The organism is Brevibacterium pityocampae (assembly GCF_039541555.1).
In the GTDB taxonomy this organism is placed as follows: domain Bacteria; phylum Actinomycetota; class Actinomycetes; order Actinomycetales; family Brevibacteriaceae; genus Brevibacterium; species Brevibacterium pityocampae.
On record NZ_BAABGL010000012.1, the window covers coordinates 13,322 to 31,404 of the forward strand.

17 protein-coding genes are annotated in these 18,083 nt (G+C 71.6%); 11 read left to right on the forward strand and 6 right to left on the reverse strand.

The window, feature by feature from the left end:
- Positions 1 to 25: 25 nt before the first annotated feature.
- Positions 26 to 607 carry an HhH-GPD-type base excision DNA repair protein gene (locus ABD883_RS09080; protein WP_295688572.1) on the reverse strand — a complete coding sequence of 194 codons (582 nt, stop codon included), beginning with the start codon at positions 605 to 607 and terminating at the stop codon, positions 26 to 28.
- A gap of 76 nt (positions 608 to 683) precedes the next feature.
- Between ABD883_RS09080 and ABD883_RS09085 the strand changes: the two genes are divergently transcribed.
- The 9 genes from ABD883_RS09085 to ABD883_RS09125 all read left to right on the forward strand — a co-directional run bounded on the left by ABD883_RS09085 (position 684) and on the right by ABD883_RS09125 (position 10,526).
- Positions 684 to 3,302 carry an ATP-binding cassette domain-containing protein gene (locus ABD883_RS09085; protein WP_295688571.1) on the forward strand — a complete coding sequence of 873 codons (2,619 nt, stop codon included), beginning with the start codon at positions 684 to 686 and terminating at the stop codon, positions 3,300 to 3,302.
- Positions 3,299 to 4,204, forward strand: coding sequence for a sulfurtransferase (locus ABD883_RS09090; RefSeq protein ID WP_247425202.1), 906 nt, complete (start codon positions 3,299 to 3,301; stop codon positions 4,202 to 4,204). The genes ABD883_RS09085 and ABD883_RS09090 overlap by 4 nt, the downstream gene beginning before the upstream one ends.
- A gap of 56 nt (positions 4,205 to 4,260) precedes the next feature.
- Positions 4,261 to 4,659 carry a SufE family protein gene (locus ABD883_RS09095; RefSeq protein ID WP_425548430.1) on the forward strand — a complete coding sequence of 133 codons (399 nt, stop codon included), beginning with the start codon at positions 4,261 to 4,263 and terminating at the stop codon, positions 4,657 to 4,659.
- Positions 4,656 to 5,642 (forward strand): DUF368 domain-containing protein, encoded by a 987-nt coding sequence (locus ABD883_RS09100; protein WP_295688567.1) that lies wholly within the window; start codon positions 4,656 to 4,658, stop codon positions 5,640 to 5,642. The genes ABD883_RS09095 and ABD883_RS09100 overlap by 4 nt, the downstream gene beginning before the upstream one ends.
- Positions 5,643 to 5,700: 58 nt before the next feature.
- Positions 5,701 to 6,198, forward strand: a complete 498-nt coding sequence (tpx, locus tag ABD883_RS09105) for a thiol peroxidase (protein WP_137319315.1) — start codon at positions 5,701 to 5,703, stop codon at positions 6,196 to 6,198.
- Positions 6,199 to 6,318: 120 nt separating this feature from the next.
- Positions 6,319 to 7,266: a polyphosphate kinase 2 gene (gene ppk2 / locus ABD883_RS09110; protein ID WP_137319316.1), complete on the forward strand. Its 948-nt coding sequence runs from the start codon at positions 6,319 to 6,321 to the stop codon at positions 7,264 to 7,266.
- A gap of 229 nt (positions 7,267 to 7,495) precedes the next feature.
- Positions 7,496 to 8,620 (forward strand): permuted SH3 domain-containing protein, encoded by a 1,125-nt coding sequence (locus ABD883_RS09115; RefSeq protein WP_345031557.1) that lies wholly within the window; start codon positions 7,496 to 7,498, stop codon positions 8,618 to 8,620.
- Entirely contained in the window at positions 8,617 to 9,327 is a 711-nt protein-coding gene (locus tag ABD883_RS09120; protein ID WP_295690347.1) for an ABC transporter ATP-binding protein, read from the forward strand. The genes ABD883_RS09115 and ABD883_RS09120 overlap by 4 nt, the downstream gene beginning before the upstream one ends.
- Positions 9,324 to 10,526 (forward strand): ABC transporter permease, encoded by a 1,203-nt coding sequence (locus ABD883_RS09125; RefSeq protein ID WP_137319320.1) that lies wholly within the window; start codon positions 9,324 to 9,326, stop codon positions 10,524 to 10,526. Before ABD883_RS09120 ends, ABD883_RS09125 begins: the two co-directional genes overlap by 4 nt.
- 129 nt (positions 10,527 to 10,655) lie before the next feature.
- Here ABD883_RS09125 and ABD883_RS09130 read toward each other — a convergent pair whose 3' ends face one another.
- Positions 10,656 to 12,296 (reverse strand): NERD domain-containing protein, encoded by a 1,641-nt coding sequence (locus ABD883_RS09130; protein WP_295690345.1) that lies wholly within the window; start codon positions 12,294 to 12,296, stop codon positions 10,656 to 10,658.
- A 128-nt stretch (positions 12,297 to 12,424) separates the two neighbouring features.
- Here ABD883_RS09130 and ABD883_RS09135 point away from each other — a divergent pair, with 128 nt between their 5' ends.
- Positions 12,425 to 13,000: a hypothetical protein gene (locus ABD883_RS09135; protein WP_295690343.1), complete on the forward strand. Its 576-nt coding sequence runs from the start codon at positions 12,425 to 12,427 to the stop codon at positions 12,998 to 13,000.
- 12 nt (positions 13,001 to 13,012) lie between these two features.
- Here ABD883_RS09135 and ABD883_RS09140 read toward each other — a convergent pair whose 3' ends face one another.
- A complete protein-coding gene (locus tag ABD883_RS09140; RefSeq protein ID WP_295690341.1) occupies positions 13,013 to 14,092 on the reverse strand; it encodes a DUF808 domain-containing protein in 1,080 nt (359 codons plus the stop codon).
- A gap of 95 nt (positions 14,093 to 14,187) precedes the next feature.
- Between ABD883_RS09140 and ABD883_RS09145 the strand changes: the two genes are divergently transcribed.
- Entirely contained in the window at positions 14,188 to 14,580 is a 393-nt protein-coding gene (locus ABD883_RS09145; RefSeq protein WP_217494840.1) for a YchJ family protein, read from the forward strand.
- A gap of 241 nt (positions 14,581 to 14,821) precedes the next feature.
- Here the strand turns inward: ABD883_RS09145 and ABD883_RS09150 are convergent, their stop codons facing one another.
- From ABD883_RS09150 to ABD883_RS09160, 3 genes are all read right to left on the reverse strand, one after another.
- Complete coding sequence (locus ABD883_RS09150; RefSeq protein WP_295690350.1) at positions 14,822 to 15,739, reverse strand: patatin-like phospholipase family protein; 918 nt, start codon at positions 15,737 to 15,739, stop codon at positions 14,822 to 14,824.
- 80 nt (positions 15,740 to 15,819) lie between these two features.
- Positions 15,820 to 17,469: a helicase HerA-like domain-containing protein gene (locus tag ABD883_RS09155; RefSeq protein WP_295690337.1), complete on the reverse strand. Its 1,650-nt coding sequence runs from the start codon at positions 17,467 to 17,469 to the stop codon at positions 15,820 to 15,822.
- Between the two features lie 61 nt (positions 17,470 to 17,530).
- A complete protein-coding gene (locus ABD883_RS09160; protein WP_345031565.1) occupies positions 17,531 to 18,049 on the reverse strand; it encodes an O-acetyl-ADP-ribose deacetylase in 519 nt (172 codons plus the stop codon).
- Positions 18,050 to 18,083 lie beyond the last annotated feature (34 nt).

The window sequence follows — 18,083 nt, forward strand, 5'->3', positions numbered from 1 at the left end:
GAACGGCGCCGCCGGCCGCTGCTGCTCAGCGCTTCTTCTGCGCCTTCGCGGCGGCCTTGCGGGCCTGTTTCGTCGCACGCACCTCGGCGAGCGTGTGCTCGTCGACGACGTCGGCGATCGACAGCCGGGCCTCCGGGGCTCCGTACTCGCCGGCGGCGGCCTCCCAGCCGGCGGCTCGCAGGTCGAACTGCTTGCCGAGCAGCGCGAGGAAGATCTTCGCCTTCTGCTCCCCGAACCCCGGCAGCGCCCTGAGACGGCGGAGCACCTCGGAGCCGTCCGGGTCACCCGCGGTCCAGAGCGCCGCGGCGTCGCCGTCGTAATCACTGCAGATCGCGGCGGCGAGCTTCTGCACCCGCTCGGCCATGGACTTGGGGAACCGGTGCACCGCCGGCTTCTCCCGGAACGCCGCGAGGAACGCCTCGGGGTCCATGTCCGCGACGAGGGCGGGGGAGTAGCCGCCCAGGCGCTCGGCGAGCTTCGCGGGGCCGGCGAACGCGGACTCCATCGTCACCTGCTGGTCGAGCAGCATGCCGGTGAGCAGGGCGAAGGGGTTCTCCGCGAGCAGGGCGTCGGCGCGGGCATCCGTGGACAGGTAGAGATCGCTCATGCCCACCATTGTGCCCGGTGCGCCGGCGAGTGCGCCCGGTGCGCCCGCGTCCGTGCCTGCCGGTAGCGTGGACGCCATGCCAGCGAATCGAGCCGCACCCGCCGTGCCCACCGGTGACGTCCGGGTCCGCGACGCCCGTCTCCACAACCTCCAGCACGTCTCCACGTCGTTCCCGCGCGGCAGTCTCGTCGCGTTCACCGGCGTCTCCGGCTCCGGGAAGTCCTCGCTCGCCTTCGGCACCCTCCACGGGGAGGCGCAGCGGCGCTACCTCGAATCGATCGCCCCGTTCGCCCGGCGCCTCATCGGCTCCGCCGTGGACCCGCGCGTCGAATCCGTCACCGGGATGCCCCCGACCGTCGCCCTCGAGCAGCGGCACACCGCCGGCGGAACCCGCTCGACGGTCGGCACGATCACCACGCTGTCCAACGCGATCCGACTGCTGTACTCCCGGGCCGGCGACCACCCGGCAGACGTCCTCGCCCGCGGCTCCGCGCTCCACGGCGGGCGCCTGACCTCGGACGCGTTCAGCCCCAACACCCCGGAGGGCATGTGCCCGCGCTGCCACGGCGCCGGCGTCCTCCACGAACCCACCGAGTCCTCGATGGTCCCGGACCCGTCGCTCTCGATCGCCGAGGGCGCGATCGCCGCCTGGCCCGGAGCCTGGCTCGGCAAGAACTTCCGCGACATCCTCCGCACCCTCGGCATCGACCTCCGCGCTCCCTGGGACTCCCTGCCCGCCGACACGCGGGAATGGATCCTCTTCACCGAGGAGCAGCCGGTCGTCACCGTCTCACCGGAGCGCGAGGCCGGCCGCATCCAGCGCGACTACCAGGGCAAGTGGTCCTCCGTGCGCCGCTATCTGCTGCACACCTACCACGACACGAAATCGGAGAAGACCCGGACGCGCGCCCTGCGCTACTTCGACACCCGCACCTGCCCCGTCTGCGAGGGCCACCGGCTCGGTGCCGACGCCCTGCGCGTGACCTACCTCGGCGAGCCGATCCCCGCACTCGCCGCCCGCACCGCCGCCGAGGTCCGCACCCGGCTCGCGGACCGGCTCGCCGCGCTGCCTGCCGGGGAGGGCACCCCGGAGGAGGAGGCCGAACGCATCCTCCTGCCCTCGGCGCTGCCCGTGCTCGACACCATCGTGCGGCTCGGCCTCGGCCACCTGTCCCTCGACCGGCCGGCGGCCACCCTGTCGGCCGGCGAGCTCCAGCGCCTGCGCCTGGCCTCCCAGCTGCGCTCCGGCCTGTTCGGCGTCGCCTACGTCCTCGACGAGCCCTCCGCCGGCCTCCACCCGACGGAGAAGGGCGTGCTCACCGAGCTGTTCGAGCGATTCATCGCCGACGGCAACTCCGTCCTCCTCGTCGAGCACGACATGGGACTCGTCGCCGGCGCGGACTGGGTGATCGACGTCGGTCCCAGCGCCGGCACCGGAGGCGGCCGGATCCTCCACTCCGGCCCGGTCGCCGCGCTCGCGGGCGTCCCGGACTCCGTCACCGCGCGCTACCTCGGCGCCCCGCCTCCCGCGCCGCGCACCGCTGCTCAGGTCCGCACCCCCACCGGCCGCCTGTGCCTGGAGGGGGTGACCGCGCGCACGCTGAACGATCTCGACGTCGAGATCCCGCTCGGCGTGCTCACCGCGGTCACCGGGATCTCCGGCTCCGGCAAGTCCACGCTCGTCACCCATGTGCTCGCCCGGGTGCTCGCCGGACGGGTGCGCACCACCGTCGTCGGGGACGACGGGGACGACGGCGCCGGGGCGGATGCCGTGCACGTGCGCGCCGTCACCGGGGCGGAATCGGTCGACCGACTCGTCCACATCACCCAGAAGCCGATCGGCCGCAGCCCGCGCTCCTGCCTGGCGACCTACACCGGCCTGTTCGACCGGGTGCGCCGGCTGTTCGCCGACACCCCGGAAGCCGCGGCCCGCGGCTGGGGCGTGGGCCGCTTCTCCTTCAACGTCGTCGAGGGTCGCTGCCCGACCTGCGCGGGGGAGGGCCAGATCGAGGTCGAGCTCGTGTTCCTCCCCGGCAGCTACGCCCGCTGCCCGGACTGCCACGGCGCCCGCTACGCCCCGGACACCCTCGAGGTGACGTGGAACGGGCTCACCATCGCGCAGGTCCTCGACCTCACCGTCGAAGCCGCCCGCCCGGTGTTCGCCTCCGACGCCCGCATCACCCGCGCCCTCGATTCGCTCGCCGCCGTGGGGCTCGGCTACCTCACGCTCGGCCAGGCGGCCACGGAGCTCTCCGGCGGCGAGGCCCAGCGCATCAAGCTCGCCACCGAGCTCCAGCGCGCACCCCGCGGACACACCGTCTACCTCCTCGACGAACCGACCACCGGGCTCCACCCCGCCGACGTCGACCTCCTCCTCGCCGAGCTCTCCCGCCTCGTCGACCAGGGCGGCACCGTCGTCCTCGTCGAGCACGACATGCGCGTCGTCGCCGGAGCCGACCACGTCATCGACCTCGGTCCCGGAGCAGGCGAGCACGGCGGCCGGATCATCGCGGCCGGCACCCCGGCCGAGGTCGCCGCCGCCGGCACCGCGACCGGCCGCTGCCTGGCCCTGGGCGCGAGGACCGGAGACGCGCAGGCGGGAATATCCGGGGCCCGGCCCGCCGTTGCCCCTACCGACCCGACCGGCGCCGCGCCGGACGAGCACCCCGAACCCGACACCGTGGAGGCACCGTGAGAGCACCCGCCGACAGCACGAACCCCAAGTTCGCCGAATACGCGGCCCCCGAGCGGCTGGTGAGCACCCAGTGGGTCGCCGACCACCTCGACACCCCCGGCGTCGTCGTCGTTGAGAGCGACGAGGACGTCCTCCTCTACGAGACCGGGCACATCCCCGGCGCGGTGAAGATCGACTGGCACACCGAGCTCAACGACCCCATCACCCGCGACTACGTCGACGGTGCCGGATTCGCCGCCCTCATGGGGGCCAAGGGCATCGGCCGGGACCACACCGTGGTGATCTACGGGGACAAGTCCAACTGGTGGGCGGCCTACGCCCTCTGGGTGTTCACCCTGTTCGGCCACTCCGACGTCCGTCTGATGGACGGCGGCCGCGCCCTGTGGCAGGCCGAGGGCCGCGAGCTCACCACCGCCAAGCCCGAGCGCCCGGCGACCGACTACCCTGTCATCGACCGCGACGACTCGCGGATCCGCGCCTTCCTCCCCGAGGTGCTCGAGCGCATCGGCGGCGTCCCGCTCATCGACGTCCGCAGCCCCGACGAGTACACCGGTAAGCGCACCCACATGCCCGACTACCCGGAAGAGGGCGCGCTGCGCGGCGGGCACATCCCGACCGCCCGCTCCGTGCCGTGGGCCCGGGCCGCGAACGAGGACGGCACCTTCAAGTCCGCCGCGGAGCTCCGCAGCATCTACGTCGACGACCTCGGGCTCGACACGGACGAGGACGTCATCGCCTACTGCCGGATCGGTGAGCGCTCGAGCCACACGTGGTTCGTCCTCGAGCACCTGCTCGGCTTCCGCGGCGTGAAGAACTACGACGGCTCGTGGACCGAATGGGGCAACGTCGTTCGCGTGCCGATTGCGCGCGGCGAGGAGCCGGGGGAGGCCCGGACGTCGTGAGCGAGACCGCACCCCTGCCCGGCGGCCTGCAGGAGATCGCCGACGACTTCGCCGCGATGCCGGACCCGGACAAGCTCCAGCTGCTCCTCGAGTTCAGCCAGGAGCTGCCGGACCTGCCCGAGCGCTTCGCCGAGCACCCCGAGCTGCTCGAACCGGTACCCGAATGCCAGTCACCGATCTTCCTCGTCACCGAGATCGACGACGACTCCGAGCGCACCGTGCACCTCCACTTCAGCGCCCCGCCCGAAGCACCCACCACCCGCGGCTTCGCCGGCATCCTCCACGAGGGACTCGACGGCCGCCCGGCCGCCACCGTGCTCTCAGTCCCGGCGGAGCTGCCGCTGCGCCTGTCCCTCGAGGAGCAGGTGAGCCCGCTGCGGCTGCGCGGGATGAGCGGCATGCTCGCGCGCATCCAGCGCCAGGTGAGCGAGCGCACCGCTGCGGGGGCCGAATGAGCGCCCCGGCCCGACGCCCCCTGTGGGTGCTGCCCCTCGACCTCGTCCGCGGCTTCCTCATCGGCATGGCCGAGCTCGTCCCGGGCGTGTCCGGCGGCACCGTCGCACTCGTCACCGGGGTCTACGACCAGCTCATCGACTCCGCCTCGCACATGCTGTCCGCGATCAAGCGGCTCGTCGCCGGCCCCGACCGCTGGGCCGGGTTCCGGGCGGAGCTCGCGCGCACGCAGTGGCTGCTCATCATCCCGGTGCTCATCGGGATGGCCGCCGCGGTGCTCACCGCCGCCGGAGTGATGGCCCGCTTCGTCGCCGACCACCCCGAGGCCTCGCGCGGCCTGTTCTTCGGACTCGTCGCGATGAGCATCCTCGTCCCGGTCCTCATGCTCCCCTCCCGCGAATCGCCCTCGGCCGGCGCCCGGCTGCTCGATGCCGGGCTCGTCATCGGAGCCGCGATCATCGCCTTCGTGCTCATCGGATTCGCCGGCGGCGGAGCGCAGACCGACCCCTCGCTCCTCGTCGTGTTCCTCGCCGCCTCGATCGCGATCTGCGCGCTCGTCGTGCCCGGCGTCTCCGGCTCCTTCTTCCTCCTCGCCGTCGGCCTGTACTCGACGACGATGAGCGCGCTCGACGACCGGGACCTCGGCTACATCGCGGTGTTCGGTCTCGGCGCACTCGTCGGGCTCGCCTCGTTCGTGCGGCTCCTCAAGCACCTCCTCACCCGCCACCGCCGCCTCACCCTGCTCGTCATGACCGGGCTGATGATCGGTTCGCTCCGGGCCCTGTGGCCGTGGCAGTCGTCGGCCGGCGGTGACGAGAGCGCTCCGGGAGCCCTGCTCGCCCCCTACGATCCCGTGCTCGGGCCGGTGCTGCTCGCGCTCCTCGGCGCCGCAGCGGTGGCCGCCCTCGTCGTGTTCGAGCGGAGGTTCTCGCCCACGGTCCACGAGATCGAGGCCGAGGAGGACGAGCGGGAGGCCGTTCGCTGAGCCCGGACGGATGCCGCGGACGGTTGATCGCGGGCCGCGGGCAGGCGAGGATGGGGTCATGGCTGAAACCGCATTCAAATCGACACCCGTCCACACCTCCGGCGATCTCCCCGCCACCGGTGCCCAGGCCCCGGCGTTCGACCTCGTCGGCACCGACCTCGGCGCGGTGACGAGCGGATCGTTCTCCGGCAAGCGCCTCGTCCTCAACGTGTTCCCGAGCATCGACACCGGCGTCTGCGCCGCCTCGGTGCGCCGGTTCAACGAGCTCGCCGCCGGCCTCGAGAACACCGCTGTGCTCTGCGTCTCCCAGGACCTGCCGTTCGCGCAGGCGCGCTTCTGCGGGGCCGAGGGCATCGACAACGTCACCGCCGCCTCGGCGTTCCGCTCGAGCTTCGGCGAGGACTTCGGTCTCAGGCTCGCCGACGGGCCGATGGCCGGTCTGCTCGCCCGGGCCGTGCTCGTCCTCGACGAGTCCGGCACCGTGACGTACACCGAGCTCGTCCCCGAGATCACCACCGAACCGGACTACGACGCCGCCGTCGCAGCCCTGGGCTGAGATCCGCTCGCGATGCCCGCCGTGCCGGAGCCCCCGGGCACGGCGGGCATCGTCCATGTCCTGTACAATTGACCGGCGGCGTATCCTGCGTCGCTTGAGCCGCAGAGCCGAGGGTGCCGCATGACCGAACTCGATATCGAGCACGACCACAACCGGTACGAGGTCGACGAGCTCGTCGAACTCCATTCCAAGGTCAAGGTGCAGGCGGCGAAGGACGCCAAGGCCACCGCTCCCAGCGGTCCCGGCGGGATCCCGGCGTGGCAGGAGAACTACCCCTACGAGACCAAGCTGTCCCGGCGCAGCTACGAGCGCCAGAAGCGACAGCTCCAGGTCGAGCTCCTCAAGCTCCAGCTCTGGGTCAAGACCAACGACCAGAAGATCGCGATCCTCTTCGAGGGCCGCGACGCCGCCGGCAAGGGCGGGTCGATCAAGCGGTTCATGGAGCACCTCAACCCGCGCGGCGCCCGCATCGTCGCACTGAGCGTTCCCACCGAGCGCGAACAGTCCCAGTGGTACTTCCAACGCTACGTCGAGCACCTGCCCAGCGGCGGAGAGATCGTGTTCTTCGACCGCTCCTGGTACAACCGGGCCGGCGTCGAGCGCGTCATGGGCTACTGCGACCCCGCCCAGTACCTCGAGTTCATGCGGACCTGCCCCGAGTTCGAGCGGATGCTCGTCGACTCCGGCATCCACCTCATCAAGTTCTGGTTCTCCGTCTCCCAGGCGGAGCAGGCCGCCCGCTTCCAGGCCCGGTCCAACGACCCGGTCAAGCAGTGGAAGCTCTCGCCGACCGACCTCGCCAGCCGCGACAAGTGGAACGCCTACACCGAGGCGAAGGAGGCGATGTTCTTCTACACCGACTCCGCCCACGCCCCGTGGACCGTGGTGAAGTCGAACGACAAGAAGCGCGCCCGCCTCGAGGCGATGCGCTACGTGCTCTCGCAGTTCGACTACCCGGAGAAGGACCATCGGGTCGTCGGCAAGGTCGACAAGAAGATCGTCGGCCGCGGCAAGTCGCTCCTGGAAGCCGGTGAGGGCGAGTCGATCGGGAGCTTCCCCAACCTGTGACATCCGCGGTAAAGGGCCGCCGCCCGACACGGTGACGAGTCGATCGGGAACGGCCGTCGGAGGAATCCGGCGGCCGCTCCGCATGTCCGGTCGCGGGCAGCTGCGGTGCCCGATTCGTCACGCGATCGCCGCACAACCGCAACGCCGCCGCGGGAGTCCGCACGGATCCCGATGTTACCGTCGGGTCATTCCCCGTCCCGGGGTCCGTCACCAGAAGGGCGCCTCACCCGTGCAGCTGTTCCGCCGCGTCATCCTCCCCACCGGCTTCCTCGTCGTCCTCCTCGTCATCGCGATCGCCCTGGCGTGGATCGCATTCCGGCCCACCGGGCAGGCCGCCGGCGGGGGAGAGGAACCCAGCGGCACTCCGCTGAGCACCGAGGTCGTCGTCGAACGAGGGACCATCACCAACACGATGACGGTGTCGGGGACGATCCGGATCGACCCGGCGAAACCCGTCGAGGCGAGCCACGCGGGGACGATCAACCACCTGTTCGTCGCTGCCGGCGCCGAGGTCCGGGCCGGCGACCAGCTGTTCCAGATCCGGGCCGAGGAGACATCTGAGCCGGCACCGGAACCCGCCCCGGGCACCGACCCCGACGCGGCGGAGCCCGCGCCCGCCCCGCCCGCCGCGCCGCGCTACCGCTACCACACCGTCGTCGCCCCGGCCGACGGCACGCTCGGGGAGTTCACCCAGGAGATCGGCGACGAGGTGGCGAAGGGCACCCCTGTGACCTCCGTCGCGCAGCGGATCTTCCGCGCCGTCGGTGTGATCGAGCCGATCGATCTCTACCGGCTGACTGAGTTGCCCGACTCCGCGGAGATCACCATCACCAAGGGGCCCGAGCCCTTCGACTGCACCGGACTGCGCATCGACCAGGGATCGACGGGCGGCGACGACGGTGGCGACGGGGCCGGGTACACTGCCGGTCCCGAGAGCACCGGCGGCTCCGAGGGCACGGGCGAGGCGGATCCGGCCCCGGCCGAGGACGCGGGCGCGGCACCCGACCCGGGCGGCGGGGACACGGTGTCACTCACCTGTCTCGTGCCCGACGAGGTCACCGTCTACAACCGGCTGCCGATGACCATGGAGGTCGACGCCGGCTCCGTCGAGGATGCACTCATCGTGCCCGTCACCGCGGTGCGCGGCCTCACCGAGAAGGGCACCGTGTGGACGATCGGCGCCGACGGCACCGAGGAGGAGCGCGCGGTCGAGCTCGGGATGAGCGACGGCACCATGGTCGAGGTCGTCTCCGGGCTCGAGGAGGGCGAGGCGATCGCCGAGTTCGTCCCCGGCACCGCACCCGAGCAGGCCGCGGACGACCCTGGGGAGTTCGGCGGCGAGGGCGACTGGTGACCGAGGCCCCGCTCATCGAGCTTGCCGGGGTCGCCCGCGCCGCTCGGCTGCCCGATGACAGCGTGCTCACCATTCTGTCCCGTGTCGATCTCACGGTGCGTGCCGGGGACCACCTCGGGATCGTCGGCCGCTCGGGTTCGGGGAAGTCGACGCTACTCAACATCCTCGGCCTCCTCGACCGGCCGACCGCCGGCACCATGCGCTGGTGCGGGGAGCCGATCGAGCGGATCTCCGCCCGCAGAGCCGCACGGATCCGCGGGCGCGACATCGGCTTCGTGTTCCAGCAGTTCAACCTCCTGCCCGACCGCACGGCGCGCGAGAACGTCGCCGCGCCCCTGCTCTACGGGACGGCCGGGGAGTTCCGCCGGCGCAATGCGCTCGCCGCCGAGGTCCTCGAGCGGCTCGGGCTCGGCCACCGGATCGACGCCCAGCCGAAGAACCTCTCCGGGGGCGAACAGCAGCGCGTGGCGATCGCCCGCGCCCTCGTGCGCCGGCCCCGCGTCATCCTCGCCGACGAGCCGACCGGCGCCCTCGACATCGACACCGGGCGGGCGGTGATGGACCTGCTGCAGCAGGCCGCCCAGGAATTCGGCACCGCACTCGTCACGATCACCCACGACCCCGCGATCGCCGCCCGTGCCGACCACCGGTTCCGGCTCGACGCCGGACGTCTCGTGCCCGAGGCGCAGGGGAGCGCGGTCCGATGATCACGACCTTCTTCGCCGCCTGCGTCGAGGCCTGGCAGGAGCTGCGCATCCACAAGCTGCGCGTGCTGCTCTCCCTGTTCGGCGTCGGGGTCGCCGTGTGCTCGCTCACCGTCGTCGTCGCGCTCGGCGAGATGACCTCCCAGGGGATGCGCGAGACCTTCGAGCGCGAGGGCGGCCGGGCCGCCACCCTGCAGGTCGACCTCTACCCCGGCACCGGGGCGGCCCGCGACCTCGGGGAGGTCGCCGCGGAGGTCCACGGCGTCGCCGAGGAGTTCGGGATCGGGCACACCAGCCTCCTCGTCGACACCTCCCTGTCCACCGGCGCGGACTCCCAGAGATCCGTCTCCGTGCGGATCGTCGAGCCCGACTACGCGGTCATCCACCGCCAGCAGCCCGCGCTCGGCCGCTGGTTCGCCGAGGGCGACGGGGAGAACCGGTCCCCGCCGATCGTCATCGACTCGAACCTCGCCGAGCGCAGCGGCATCGACACGAGCGCGCTGCCGACGACCATGCGCCTGCCGGGAGCGGAGCACATCACCGCCACCGTCATCGGGGTGGTCGAGGTCCCGCGCCTCTCCGGCACGGAGTCGCTCTTCATGCTCCCGAGCACCGCGCAGTCGATCGACGCCCTCGACCTCAGCGGCACCGGGGTGGGCGCCAAGCTGTGGGTGCCCGACGCCGAGGCCGAGCTCCTCGCCGCGCAGCTCGAGGCGCGGCTGTCGAAAGAGCTGCCCGGCTACGAGGTGTCCGCCTACCGCATGGACTTCTTCGCCGGGGAGGAGCCGGACATCCTCGCCGGCCTGCGTAACGGGCTGCTCGGGGTGAGCGCCCTCATCCTGCTGCTCGGCGCACTCGGCCTCGTCAACATCTCCGTCGTCACCGTCCGCCAGCGGATCCGGGAGATCGGGGTGCGGCGCAGCTTCGGCGCCACCGGTGGGCGGATCTTCTTCTCCATCGTCATGGAGAGCGTGGTGGCGACCTTCGTCGCCGGGGTCGTCGGTGTCGTCGCCGCGGTGCTCCTCCTCAAGTCGCCGCTGGTGACAAACCTCATAGGGGAGATCGTCACCGACGTGCCGCCGTTCCCGGTGTCCGCCGCGCTCATCGGGATCGGCGTGTCGATCGCCGTCGGCGCGCTCGCCGGGGTGATCCCCGGGGCGATCGCGGCCCGGGTGACGATCATCGACGCGATCCGCCAGTAGCGGCGCGAACGCCTCACGGCGACGATATCCACCCGCCGGAGCACGTTGTGCTCCTCGTCACCGGGACCGAGGCGCCGGTGGCCCGCGCCTTCGTCGAGGACGTGCGGGCGCGGGGCTGAGGGCTTCGACTCAGGGCTCCTCGGCGACCGCGGTGAGCTCCTGGATCTTGGCCATGTCGCCGACGAGCACGAGCTTCGAGCGCGCCCGCGACATCCCGACGTAGAGCATCTCGCGGGCGCGCTCGGGGTCGCGGAAGCCGTTGATGCAGAACACGACGACGGCCCGCTCGAGCCCCTTGAAGCCGAGCACATGCCCGTAGAACACCTGGGAGGCGGAGAAGAACCCGTCCCAGTAGACCTCGTAGCCCTCGGTCTCGACGATCTGCCTCTGCTCGGGGTGGCGGCTGTACGTGGTGAGGAGCGCGATGTCCTCGGGCTGCCATTCGCCGCTCTCCAGCAGCCGCTCCACGGCGTCGTCGGCGGCATCCTGCGCTGCGTCAAAGGGCACGTCGATCTGCTCCACCGGCTCCCCACCGGGATTGCGGACGATCTGCGGCTCGTCGGACAGCCAGCCGAACGCCTCGGCCACGGTCTGCGCGTTCCTCAGGTTCTCGCCCAGGTGGAAGGGGTTCATCTCGATCGGGGCGTCGCCGTCGCGGTCGAAGATCCGCTGCCGCTCGTCGGTGAAGACGTAGAGCACGCCGGCGTCCGGGTCGCGCAGGCACGACAGCACCGCCTCCCACCACAGGTTGGAGAAGTCCTGGCCCTCGTCGACGACGATCGCGTCGAACAGCTCCGCCCGGTCGCGCTCGGCGGCGAGCGCGCGCATCCGGGTGGGGAGCTCGACCTCCCAGAAGTGTGGGTCGTCGTCCCCGGCGCGCTCGGCGCCCCAGCTCAGCGGCAGGTCGTGGAAGAGGCCGATGAAGGCCGGGCGCTCCGCTTGCGGCCACTGCGCGGTCATGAGCTCGAAGTAGCGTCCGAGCCCGCGGGAGTAGCACATGAGTGCCACCCGCTGCCCGTCCGCGGCGAGCTGCCGGGCCTTGATGAGCGCGAGGTGGGTCTTGCCGGAGCCGGGACCGCCGCTGAGCTCGGCGCGGGTCTGGTAGCGGAGCACGGAGAGGAGCTTCTCCTGCTCCTGTGTGAAGCGGTTCGCGCGGTCCTCGAGCTCGATCGCGGCCGAGCGCGCGTTCTCGATCGCGGCGTGCGTCTGCCGCAGCTGCTTGACCACGAGGGCGACGGCCGCCGGGCTCGGCGGGTCCTCGCGCTGCATGGACGTGCGCAGCACCGTGCTCATCGCCGCGGCGAGACCGTCGAGGTCCTGCTGGCCGACGATATGGGTGCGCGGCGCATCGGGCAGGTCGTCCCACCGCGAGGTGTTCGTGTAGGGCAGGCATGCCATGTGGACGGTGCGGCCGGGGCGCATACTCATCCGGGGCCGGATCCAGTCGAGGAACGCATACTTGCCGGCCATCGCCTGCTCGAGCGGCGAGCGGCGCAGCGGGCTGCCGCTCGTCGACCAGCGGCCGTCCTGCACCCGCACCTGACCGCCCTTGACCTCGAGCACGATGATCCCGATGCCCGGCCACAGGATGAGGAAGTCGATCTCGACGTCGGCGTCCGGGGTGGTGAGCCGCTGCCCGTGGATGATCACGGCGTTGTCGGGCAGCTGGGCGCGGAGGTGGTCGAGGACGACCTTCTCCGCGCCCTCGGGCTGGTCGTCACAGTGCACGGTCGGTCCCTGGGCCTGCTGATCCGCGGCGTCGCTGCTCATGGGCTCAGACTATCGGGGACGGTGGACCGGTGGGGCGCGATCACGGCGCGGGGTGGGCGACCCCCGGTGTCACGGAATCGGAACATTCCGGATCTCCGAACACTGGTGCGGCTGGGTACGATGAGACCATGGCATCCCTCACCGACACCTGGCGCGCCCGGTTCGACCGCTCGGGGCGCGTCGTCATCACGACGGGTAAGGTCGGACTCGGCTGCATGTTCGGTATCGCGCTCGGCTTCACCGCCGGCGGCCTGCTCATGATCCTCGAATCGCCCATGTGGTCCTGGTCGTGGATGATCGGGATCCTGTCCGTCGGCTTCTTCGGGGTGCTCGGCCTCCCGCTCTTCGCCAGCCAGTTCGTCAACCCCGACCGGCTCATCGTCACCACCGGCGGAGTCGAGCTCAAGCGCGGCTGGCCGAACTCTAAGCGCAACCTCGGGCGGCTCGCCTGGTCCGGCATCACTGGGATCGACACGGCAGAGGTGCCCAGCGGCAGCGGACGCACCACGCAGATGACCGTCATCCGCCTCACCCCGGCCGCCGCCGAGCACATTGCGAAGTCGGACTCGGAGATCCTGGCATCCCTGCGCGCCACTGAGGAGAAGCTCATCGGCGGGCCCGGCCTGTCCCTGCCGAGCACCCTGCGCGGAGGGGCCGAACCGCTCACCGCATTCCTCACCGAGGTGTGGCGGCGCTTCCGCTGAGCCCGGGCCGCCTCAGGTGGAGTCGCCCGGGCGGTGCCCGGGGGCGCGCGAATCGACCGGCCCGTCACCGTCAGGGAATGGCTCCCCGGTCTGTGCGGGAGCGCCGGGGTGCGCCTCGACGGCGGTTCCCGGGGCATCTTCGGTGCTCGTGTGCACGTCGCCGTGCTTGCGGCCGATCGGCAGCACGTGGACGATCCCGACGATGACGAGTCCCCAGAGCAGACCGAGGACGAGTGAGAAGAACGTGTTGATGAGCCAGGCGAGGATCGGACCGGCGACCGCGATGCCGGCGACGAGGCGCTCGATCCCGTGGACGAATGCGTACGGCGCGTGGAACCCGAGCTCGTCCATGCCGACGAGGATGATGTGGCCGCCCACCCAGAGCATCGCGAAGGTGCCGACGATCGAGATGAAGTCGAGCACGTGCGGCATCCCGCTGACGAGCAGACGACCGAACTTCTGGGAGCCGGCCGAGTCCTTCTTCGCCATGTGGAGGCCGATGTCGTCCATCTTGACGATGAGGCCGACCACGCCGTAGACGAGCAGGGTGATGCCGATCGCGACGACGACGAGGATGATCGCGCGGCTCAGCAGCGTCTCGTCGGTGACCTCGTTGAGGGAGATCACCATGATCTCGCAGCTGAGGATGAAGTCCGTGGTGATCGCGCTCTTGACGATCTTGTCCTCGGCATCCCTGCCCTGCTCGACCGCGGGCTCGCCCTTCTCCGCATGGTGCCCGCGGATCTTCGCCCACACCTTCTCCGCGCCCTCGAAGCACAGGTAGGTGCCGCCGAGCATGAGGATCGGGGTGAGGATCCACGGCACGAACTGGCTGAGGACGAGGAGCACCGGGACGATGATGAGGAGCTTGTTGCGCAGCGAACCCTTGGCGATCCGCCAGATGATCGGCAACTCGCGCGAGGGCTCAGCGCCGGTGACGTACTGCGGGGTGACCGCGGCGTCGTCGATGACCACGCCGGCGGCCTTCGCGCTCGCCTTCGCGGTTCCGGCGGCGACGTCGTCGACGCTCGCCGCAGCGATCCGTGCGAGTGCGGCGACGTCGTCGAGGAGGGCGACGAGACCGCCGCTCATCGGGTGCTCCGGCCGACGCGGCGGGGAGGCTGGGCGGGGGCGGTCGTGCAGTGCTGCGGATTCGGCATAGGGTCATGCTAGACGAAGGAGGACAGATGTCTGCTGTGATCCCGTGCCCGTGCGGCGGAGTGCCTGCGGGCAGCTCCCTGATCGAGTGCTGCGGGCCGGCGCTCGCCGGCGAGGTGTGGCCGGAGACCGCCGAGGCGCTCATGCGCTCGCGCTACACGGCCTTCGCGCTGCGCGACGACGACCACCTGTTCCGCACCTGGCACCCGCGCACCCGGCCGGTGGATTCGACGGCCGATCGGACGACGCAGTGGCTCGGTCTCGAGATCGAGGACGTCACCGGCGGCGGACCGGAGGACGAGGAGGGCACGGTGACCTTCACCGCCCGGTTCCGCGACCTCATGGCGCAGGGCCGGATGCACGAGAAGTCGCGGTTCGTCCGCCGGGCCGGCCGCTGGATGTACCTCGACCCCATCGAGTGAGGCACCGACCGAGCCCGGCAGTGAACTGAGGTGCTGACCTGAGGCACTGACGCGCTGCGTACTGCGCGGTATCCGAAAGGCGACGCGCAATTGCGCGCCGCTCTTCGGATACTCCGCAGTTGGGCGGGGAGGGCAGCGCGGGGACCGGCCACCGCACGCGAATGCCTCAGAGCGCGGGCGCGCGAGCGCCTCAGTCCGCACGCGAATGCCTCAGCTCGCACGCAGCTCGATCGCACGCACCTCAGGCGCGGCCGAGGAACTCCTGCCAGGCGGGCAGCTCGCGGCGGGCCTGCGACAGGCCGCGGCGGTGGCTCGCGGCGAGCTTCGCGAGGTCGCGCTCGCCGTTGCCCACCGGCATGACCTCGGGCGCGAACAGGTAGGCCTGCCCGGCCCGCTCGAGCTCGAGCAGCCGATCCCGGGTGTCGTTGTAGCGCTGCCAGCGGGTGAGGAGGGCCTCGGCGATCGCCGGGTGCCGGCGGAAGTACTGTCGGTAGAACCACGGGAAGCGCTGCGGGGCCTTGCGATACGCGCGCTCCTGGCTGAGCACGACGAAGAACTTCTCGTACCCGTCCGCCTGGGCGCGGGACAGGGCGATGCCGCCGTCGGCCCCGAGCGCCCCGTCGACGTAGGTGCGCTCGTCGATCGTCACCGGCGGCATGATCACCGGCATCGTCGAGGAGGCGCGCACCCGCACCATGAGGTCGGTCATCTCCGTGACATCCGCGCGGGAGAAGAACACCTCGTCCCCGGTCTCCGCCTCGAAGGCGCCGATCCGGAAGTCGGCGGGATTGTCGGCGAAGGTCCGCCAGTCGAAGGGCAGCGCCTGGTCGGGCAGGCCGGTCTCCTCGTAGATGTACTTCGCGTTGAACAGGCCCTCGCCGCGGAGCATCGTGCGCACGTCGCCGAACCTCGGGTCCGCGGCGAAGTCGACGAAGGAGCGGCGGGCCCGCCGGGAATCCTGCGACAGGTAGTTGGCGAGATTGCTCGCCCCGGCGGAGATCCCGGCGACGTAGTCGAACCGGATCCCTGCATCGAGGAGCACGACGACGACGGCGGAGGTGAGCGAGGCACGCATCCCGCCGCCTTCGAAGATCAGCGCGGTGTCGGTGACGTTCGGGGCCAGCGGGCCGCCCGGCGCATGGTGCTCGGTGGTCGGCACCGGGGACGCCTGCGGCACGGATGCCGGTTCCCCGGAGTCCGGGTGTGCGGAGCCCGGTGCGTGATCGTCGGGGCCGTCGGTCACCGGCGGCGCCTGCGCCCGGTGCCGAAGATGCCGCGGGCGATCTCCCGGGCGGCGGTGCGGGTGAACTGCTTGAAGGCCTGCGATTCGACGACCTTCTCGAACATCGATTCCTGCGGAGCGGACGCCGTCTCCGCGCGCTGCCGGGGCGCGCGGCGGGGCGTCGGGATGCGGGTCGGGGTCTCCTGGCGGGTGGGTGCCGGCGGCGTGTCCGCAGGCCCCGGGTCCGTGGTCGAGGCGTCGGGGGTGCGCGGGGCGTTCGCCGGGCTGTCGGCCGGTTCCGGCTGCGCCTCGGCCTCGGAGTAGCGCCGGGTGAGGAGCTCGTGAGCGGACTCCCGGTCGATCGCCTCCCCGTACTTCGCCTGGAGCGGGGAGCCGGCGACCATCTGCTCCATCACCGGGGCGTCGGTGGGTCCCATGCGGGAGGCCGGGGCGAAGACCCGGGTCGGGGCCACCGGGGTGGGGGAGCCGTCGGGATCCATGACCGTGACGACGGCCTCGCCGGTGCCGAGCCCGGTGAGGAGCGCCCCGAGGTCGAAGTCGGTGATCGGGAAGGTCTCCACCGTGGCCTTGAGAGCCTTGGCGTCCTTGGGGGTGTGGGCGCGCAGCGCGTGCTGGATGCTCGAGCCGAGCTGGGCGAGCACCTCGTCGGGGACGTCCGTGGGGGACTGGGTGACGAACACGATGCCCACACCCTTCGAGCGGATGAGGCGCACGGTCTGCGCGACCGAGTCGAGGAACGCCTTCGAGGCATCGCGGAACAGGAGGTGCGCCTCGTCGAAGAAGAACACGAGCGCCGGCTTCTCCGGATCGCCGACCTCCGGCAGGGTCTCGAACAGCTCCGCGAGCAGCCACATGAGGAATGTCGAGAACAGGGCCGGGCGGTTCTGCACCGCCGGCAGCTCGAGCATCGAGACGATGCCGCGGCCGTCCTCTGCGGTGCGCAGGAGGTCCGCGATGTCGAACTCCGGCTCCCCGAAGAACACGTCGGCACCCTGCGCCTCGAGGTTGGCGATCGACCGGAGGATGACGCCCACCGAGGCGCTGCTCACCCCGCCGATCGACTTGAGCTCGGCCTTGCCCTCGTCCGAGGTCAGGTGGGTGAGCACGGCCTTGAGGTCCTTGAGGTCGAGGAGTGCGAGACCCTGCGCGTCCGCGTAGTGGAAGAGCAGGCCGAGCACGGACTCCTGGGTGTCGTTGAGCTCGAGGACCTTCGACAGGAGAAGCGGGCCGAACGAGGTGACCGAGGCGCGCAGCGGCACCCCGGTGCCCTCCCCGCCGAGGGCGAGGAACTCCACCGGGCTCGCCGCGGGCGCCCAGTCCTGGCCGTTCGCCGAGGTGCGGGCCAGCAGCTTCTCGGAGCCCTCGCCGGGCGTCGCCATGCCGGACAGATCGCCCTTCATGTCCGCTGCGAACACCGGCACCCCGGCATCGGAGATCGCCTGGGCGAGCACCTGGAGCGTCACCGTCTTGCCGGTGCCCGTGGCACCTGCGACGAGCCCGTGCCGGTTGAGCATGCCCAGCGGCAGGCGGACGCGGGCTTCGGTGACCACGGTGTCGCCGTCGATGGCGGAGCCGAGGTCGAGTGCGGGGACGTCGAAGGTGTAGCCGGTGCGGATGGCCTCGAGGGCCGCCTGGGAATCGCTCATGCGGTCATTCTGGCACAGGGCGCGGACACGGCCGAAGCACCGGACGCACCGCGGAACCGCGTCAGAACACGGCGGCGAAGGCGTCGGCGACCGCGTCGCCGAAGAGCACGAACTCGACCGACCCGACCCCCGGCCAGCGTTCGGCCGCACCGGCATCGGTGAGCACCCGGAGGGCGGCGCGGGCCACCTCGGCGGCGTCCCAGCCGTAGACCCCGGCGCCGATCGCGGGGAAGGCGAGCGTGCGCGCCCCGATCCGCTCGGCCTCGTCGAGCGCGGTGGCGAAGCACGATTCGAGGACGGCGACATCGGTCTGGCCGGCGTGCCGGTTCGGGCCGACGGTGTGGATGACCCAGCGGGCCGGCAGCGCGCCCGCTCCGGTCGCTATGGCCCGACCGGGCGGCAGCCCGTCCGGGTGCGTGGTGGCGCGCAGCTCCTGGCACTCGGCGAGCAGCTCCGGGCCCGCGGCGCGGTGGATCGCGCCGTCCACCCCGCCCCCGCCGAGCAGCGAGGAGTTCGCCGCATTGACGATCGCGTCCGCGGTCGAGGTGGTGATGTCTCCGGTGCGCAGGGTGATGTCCATGGAGCCAGCCTAGCGAGGGGCACGGGCCCGGGGG

Bases quoted from the DNA above. Each gene is read 5' to 3' on its own strand.
- ABD883_RS09080 (WP_295688572.1), bottom strand. From the start codon at position 607: ATGAGCGATCTCTACCTGTCCACGGATGCCCGCGCCGACGCCCTGCTC.
- ABD883_RS09085 (WP_295688571.1), top strand. From the start codon at position 684: ATGCCAGCGAATCGAGCCGCACCCGCCGTGCCCACCGGTGACGTCCGG.
- ABD883_RS09095 (WP_425548430.1), top strand. From the start codon at position 4,261: ATGCCGGACCCGGACAAGCTCCAGCTGCTCCTCGAGTTCAGCCAGGAG.
- ABD883_RS09100 (WP_295688567.1), top strand. From the start codon at position 4,656: ATGAGCGCCCCGGCCCGACGCCCCCTGTGGGTGCTGCCCCTCGACCTC.
- tpx (WP_137319315.1), top strand. From the start codon at position 5,701: ATGGCTGAAACCGCATTCAAATCGACACCCGTCCACACCTCCGGCGAT.
- ppk2 (WP_137319316.1), top strand. From the start codon at position 6,319: ATGACCGAACTCGATATCGAGCACGACCACAACCGGTACGAGGTCGAC.
- ABD883_RS09125 (WP_137319320.1), top strand. From the start codon at position 9,324: ATGATCACGACCTTCTTCGCCGCCTGCGTCGAGGCCTGGCAGGAGCTG.
- ABD883_RS09130 (WP_295690345.1), bottom strand. From the start codon at position 12,296: ATGAGCAGCGACGCCGCGGATCAGCAGGCCCAGGGACCGACCGTGCAC.
- ABD883_RS09135 (WP_295690343.1), top strand. From the start codon at position 12,425: ATGGCATCCCTCACCGACACCTGGCGCGCCCGGTTCGACCGCTCGGGG.
- ABD883_RS09140 (WP_295690341.1), bottom strand. From the start codon at position 14,092: ATGAGCGGCGGTCTCGTCGCCCTCCTCGACGACGTCGCCGCACTCGCA.
- ABD883_RS09145 (WP_217494840.1), top strand. From the start codon at position 14,188: ATGTCTGCTGTGATCCCGTGCCCGTGCGGCGGAGTGCCTGCGGGCAGC.
- ABD883_RS09155 (WP_295690337.1), bottom strand. From the start codon at position 17,469: ATGAGCGATTCCCAGGCGGCCCTCGAGGCCATCCGCACCGGCTACACC.
- ABD883_RS09160 (WP_345031565.1), bottom strand. From the start codon at position 18,049: ATGGACATCACCCTGCGCACCGGAGACATCACCACCTCGACCGCGGAC.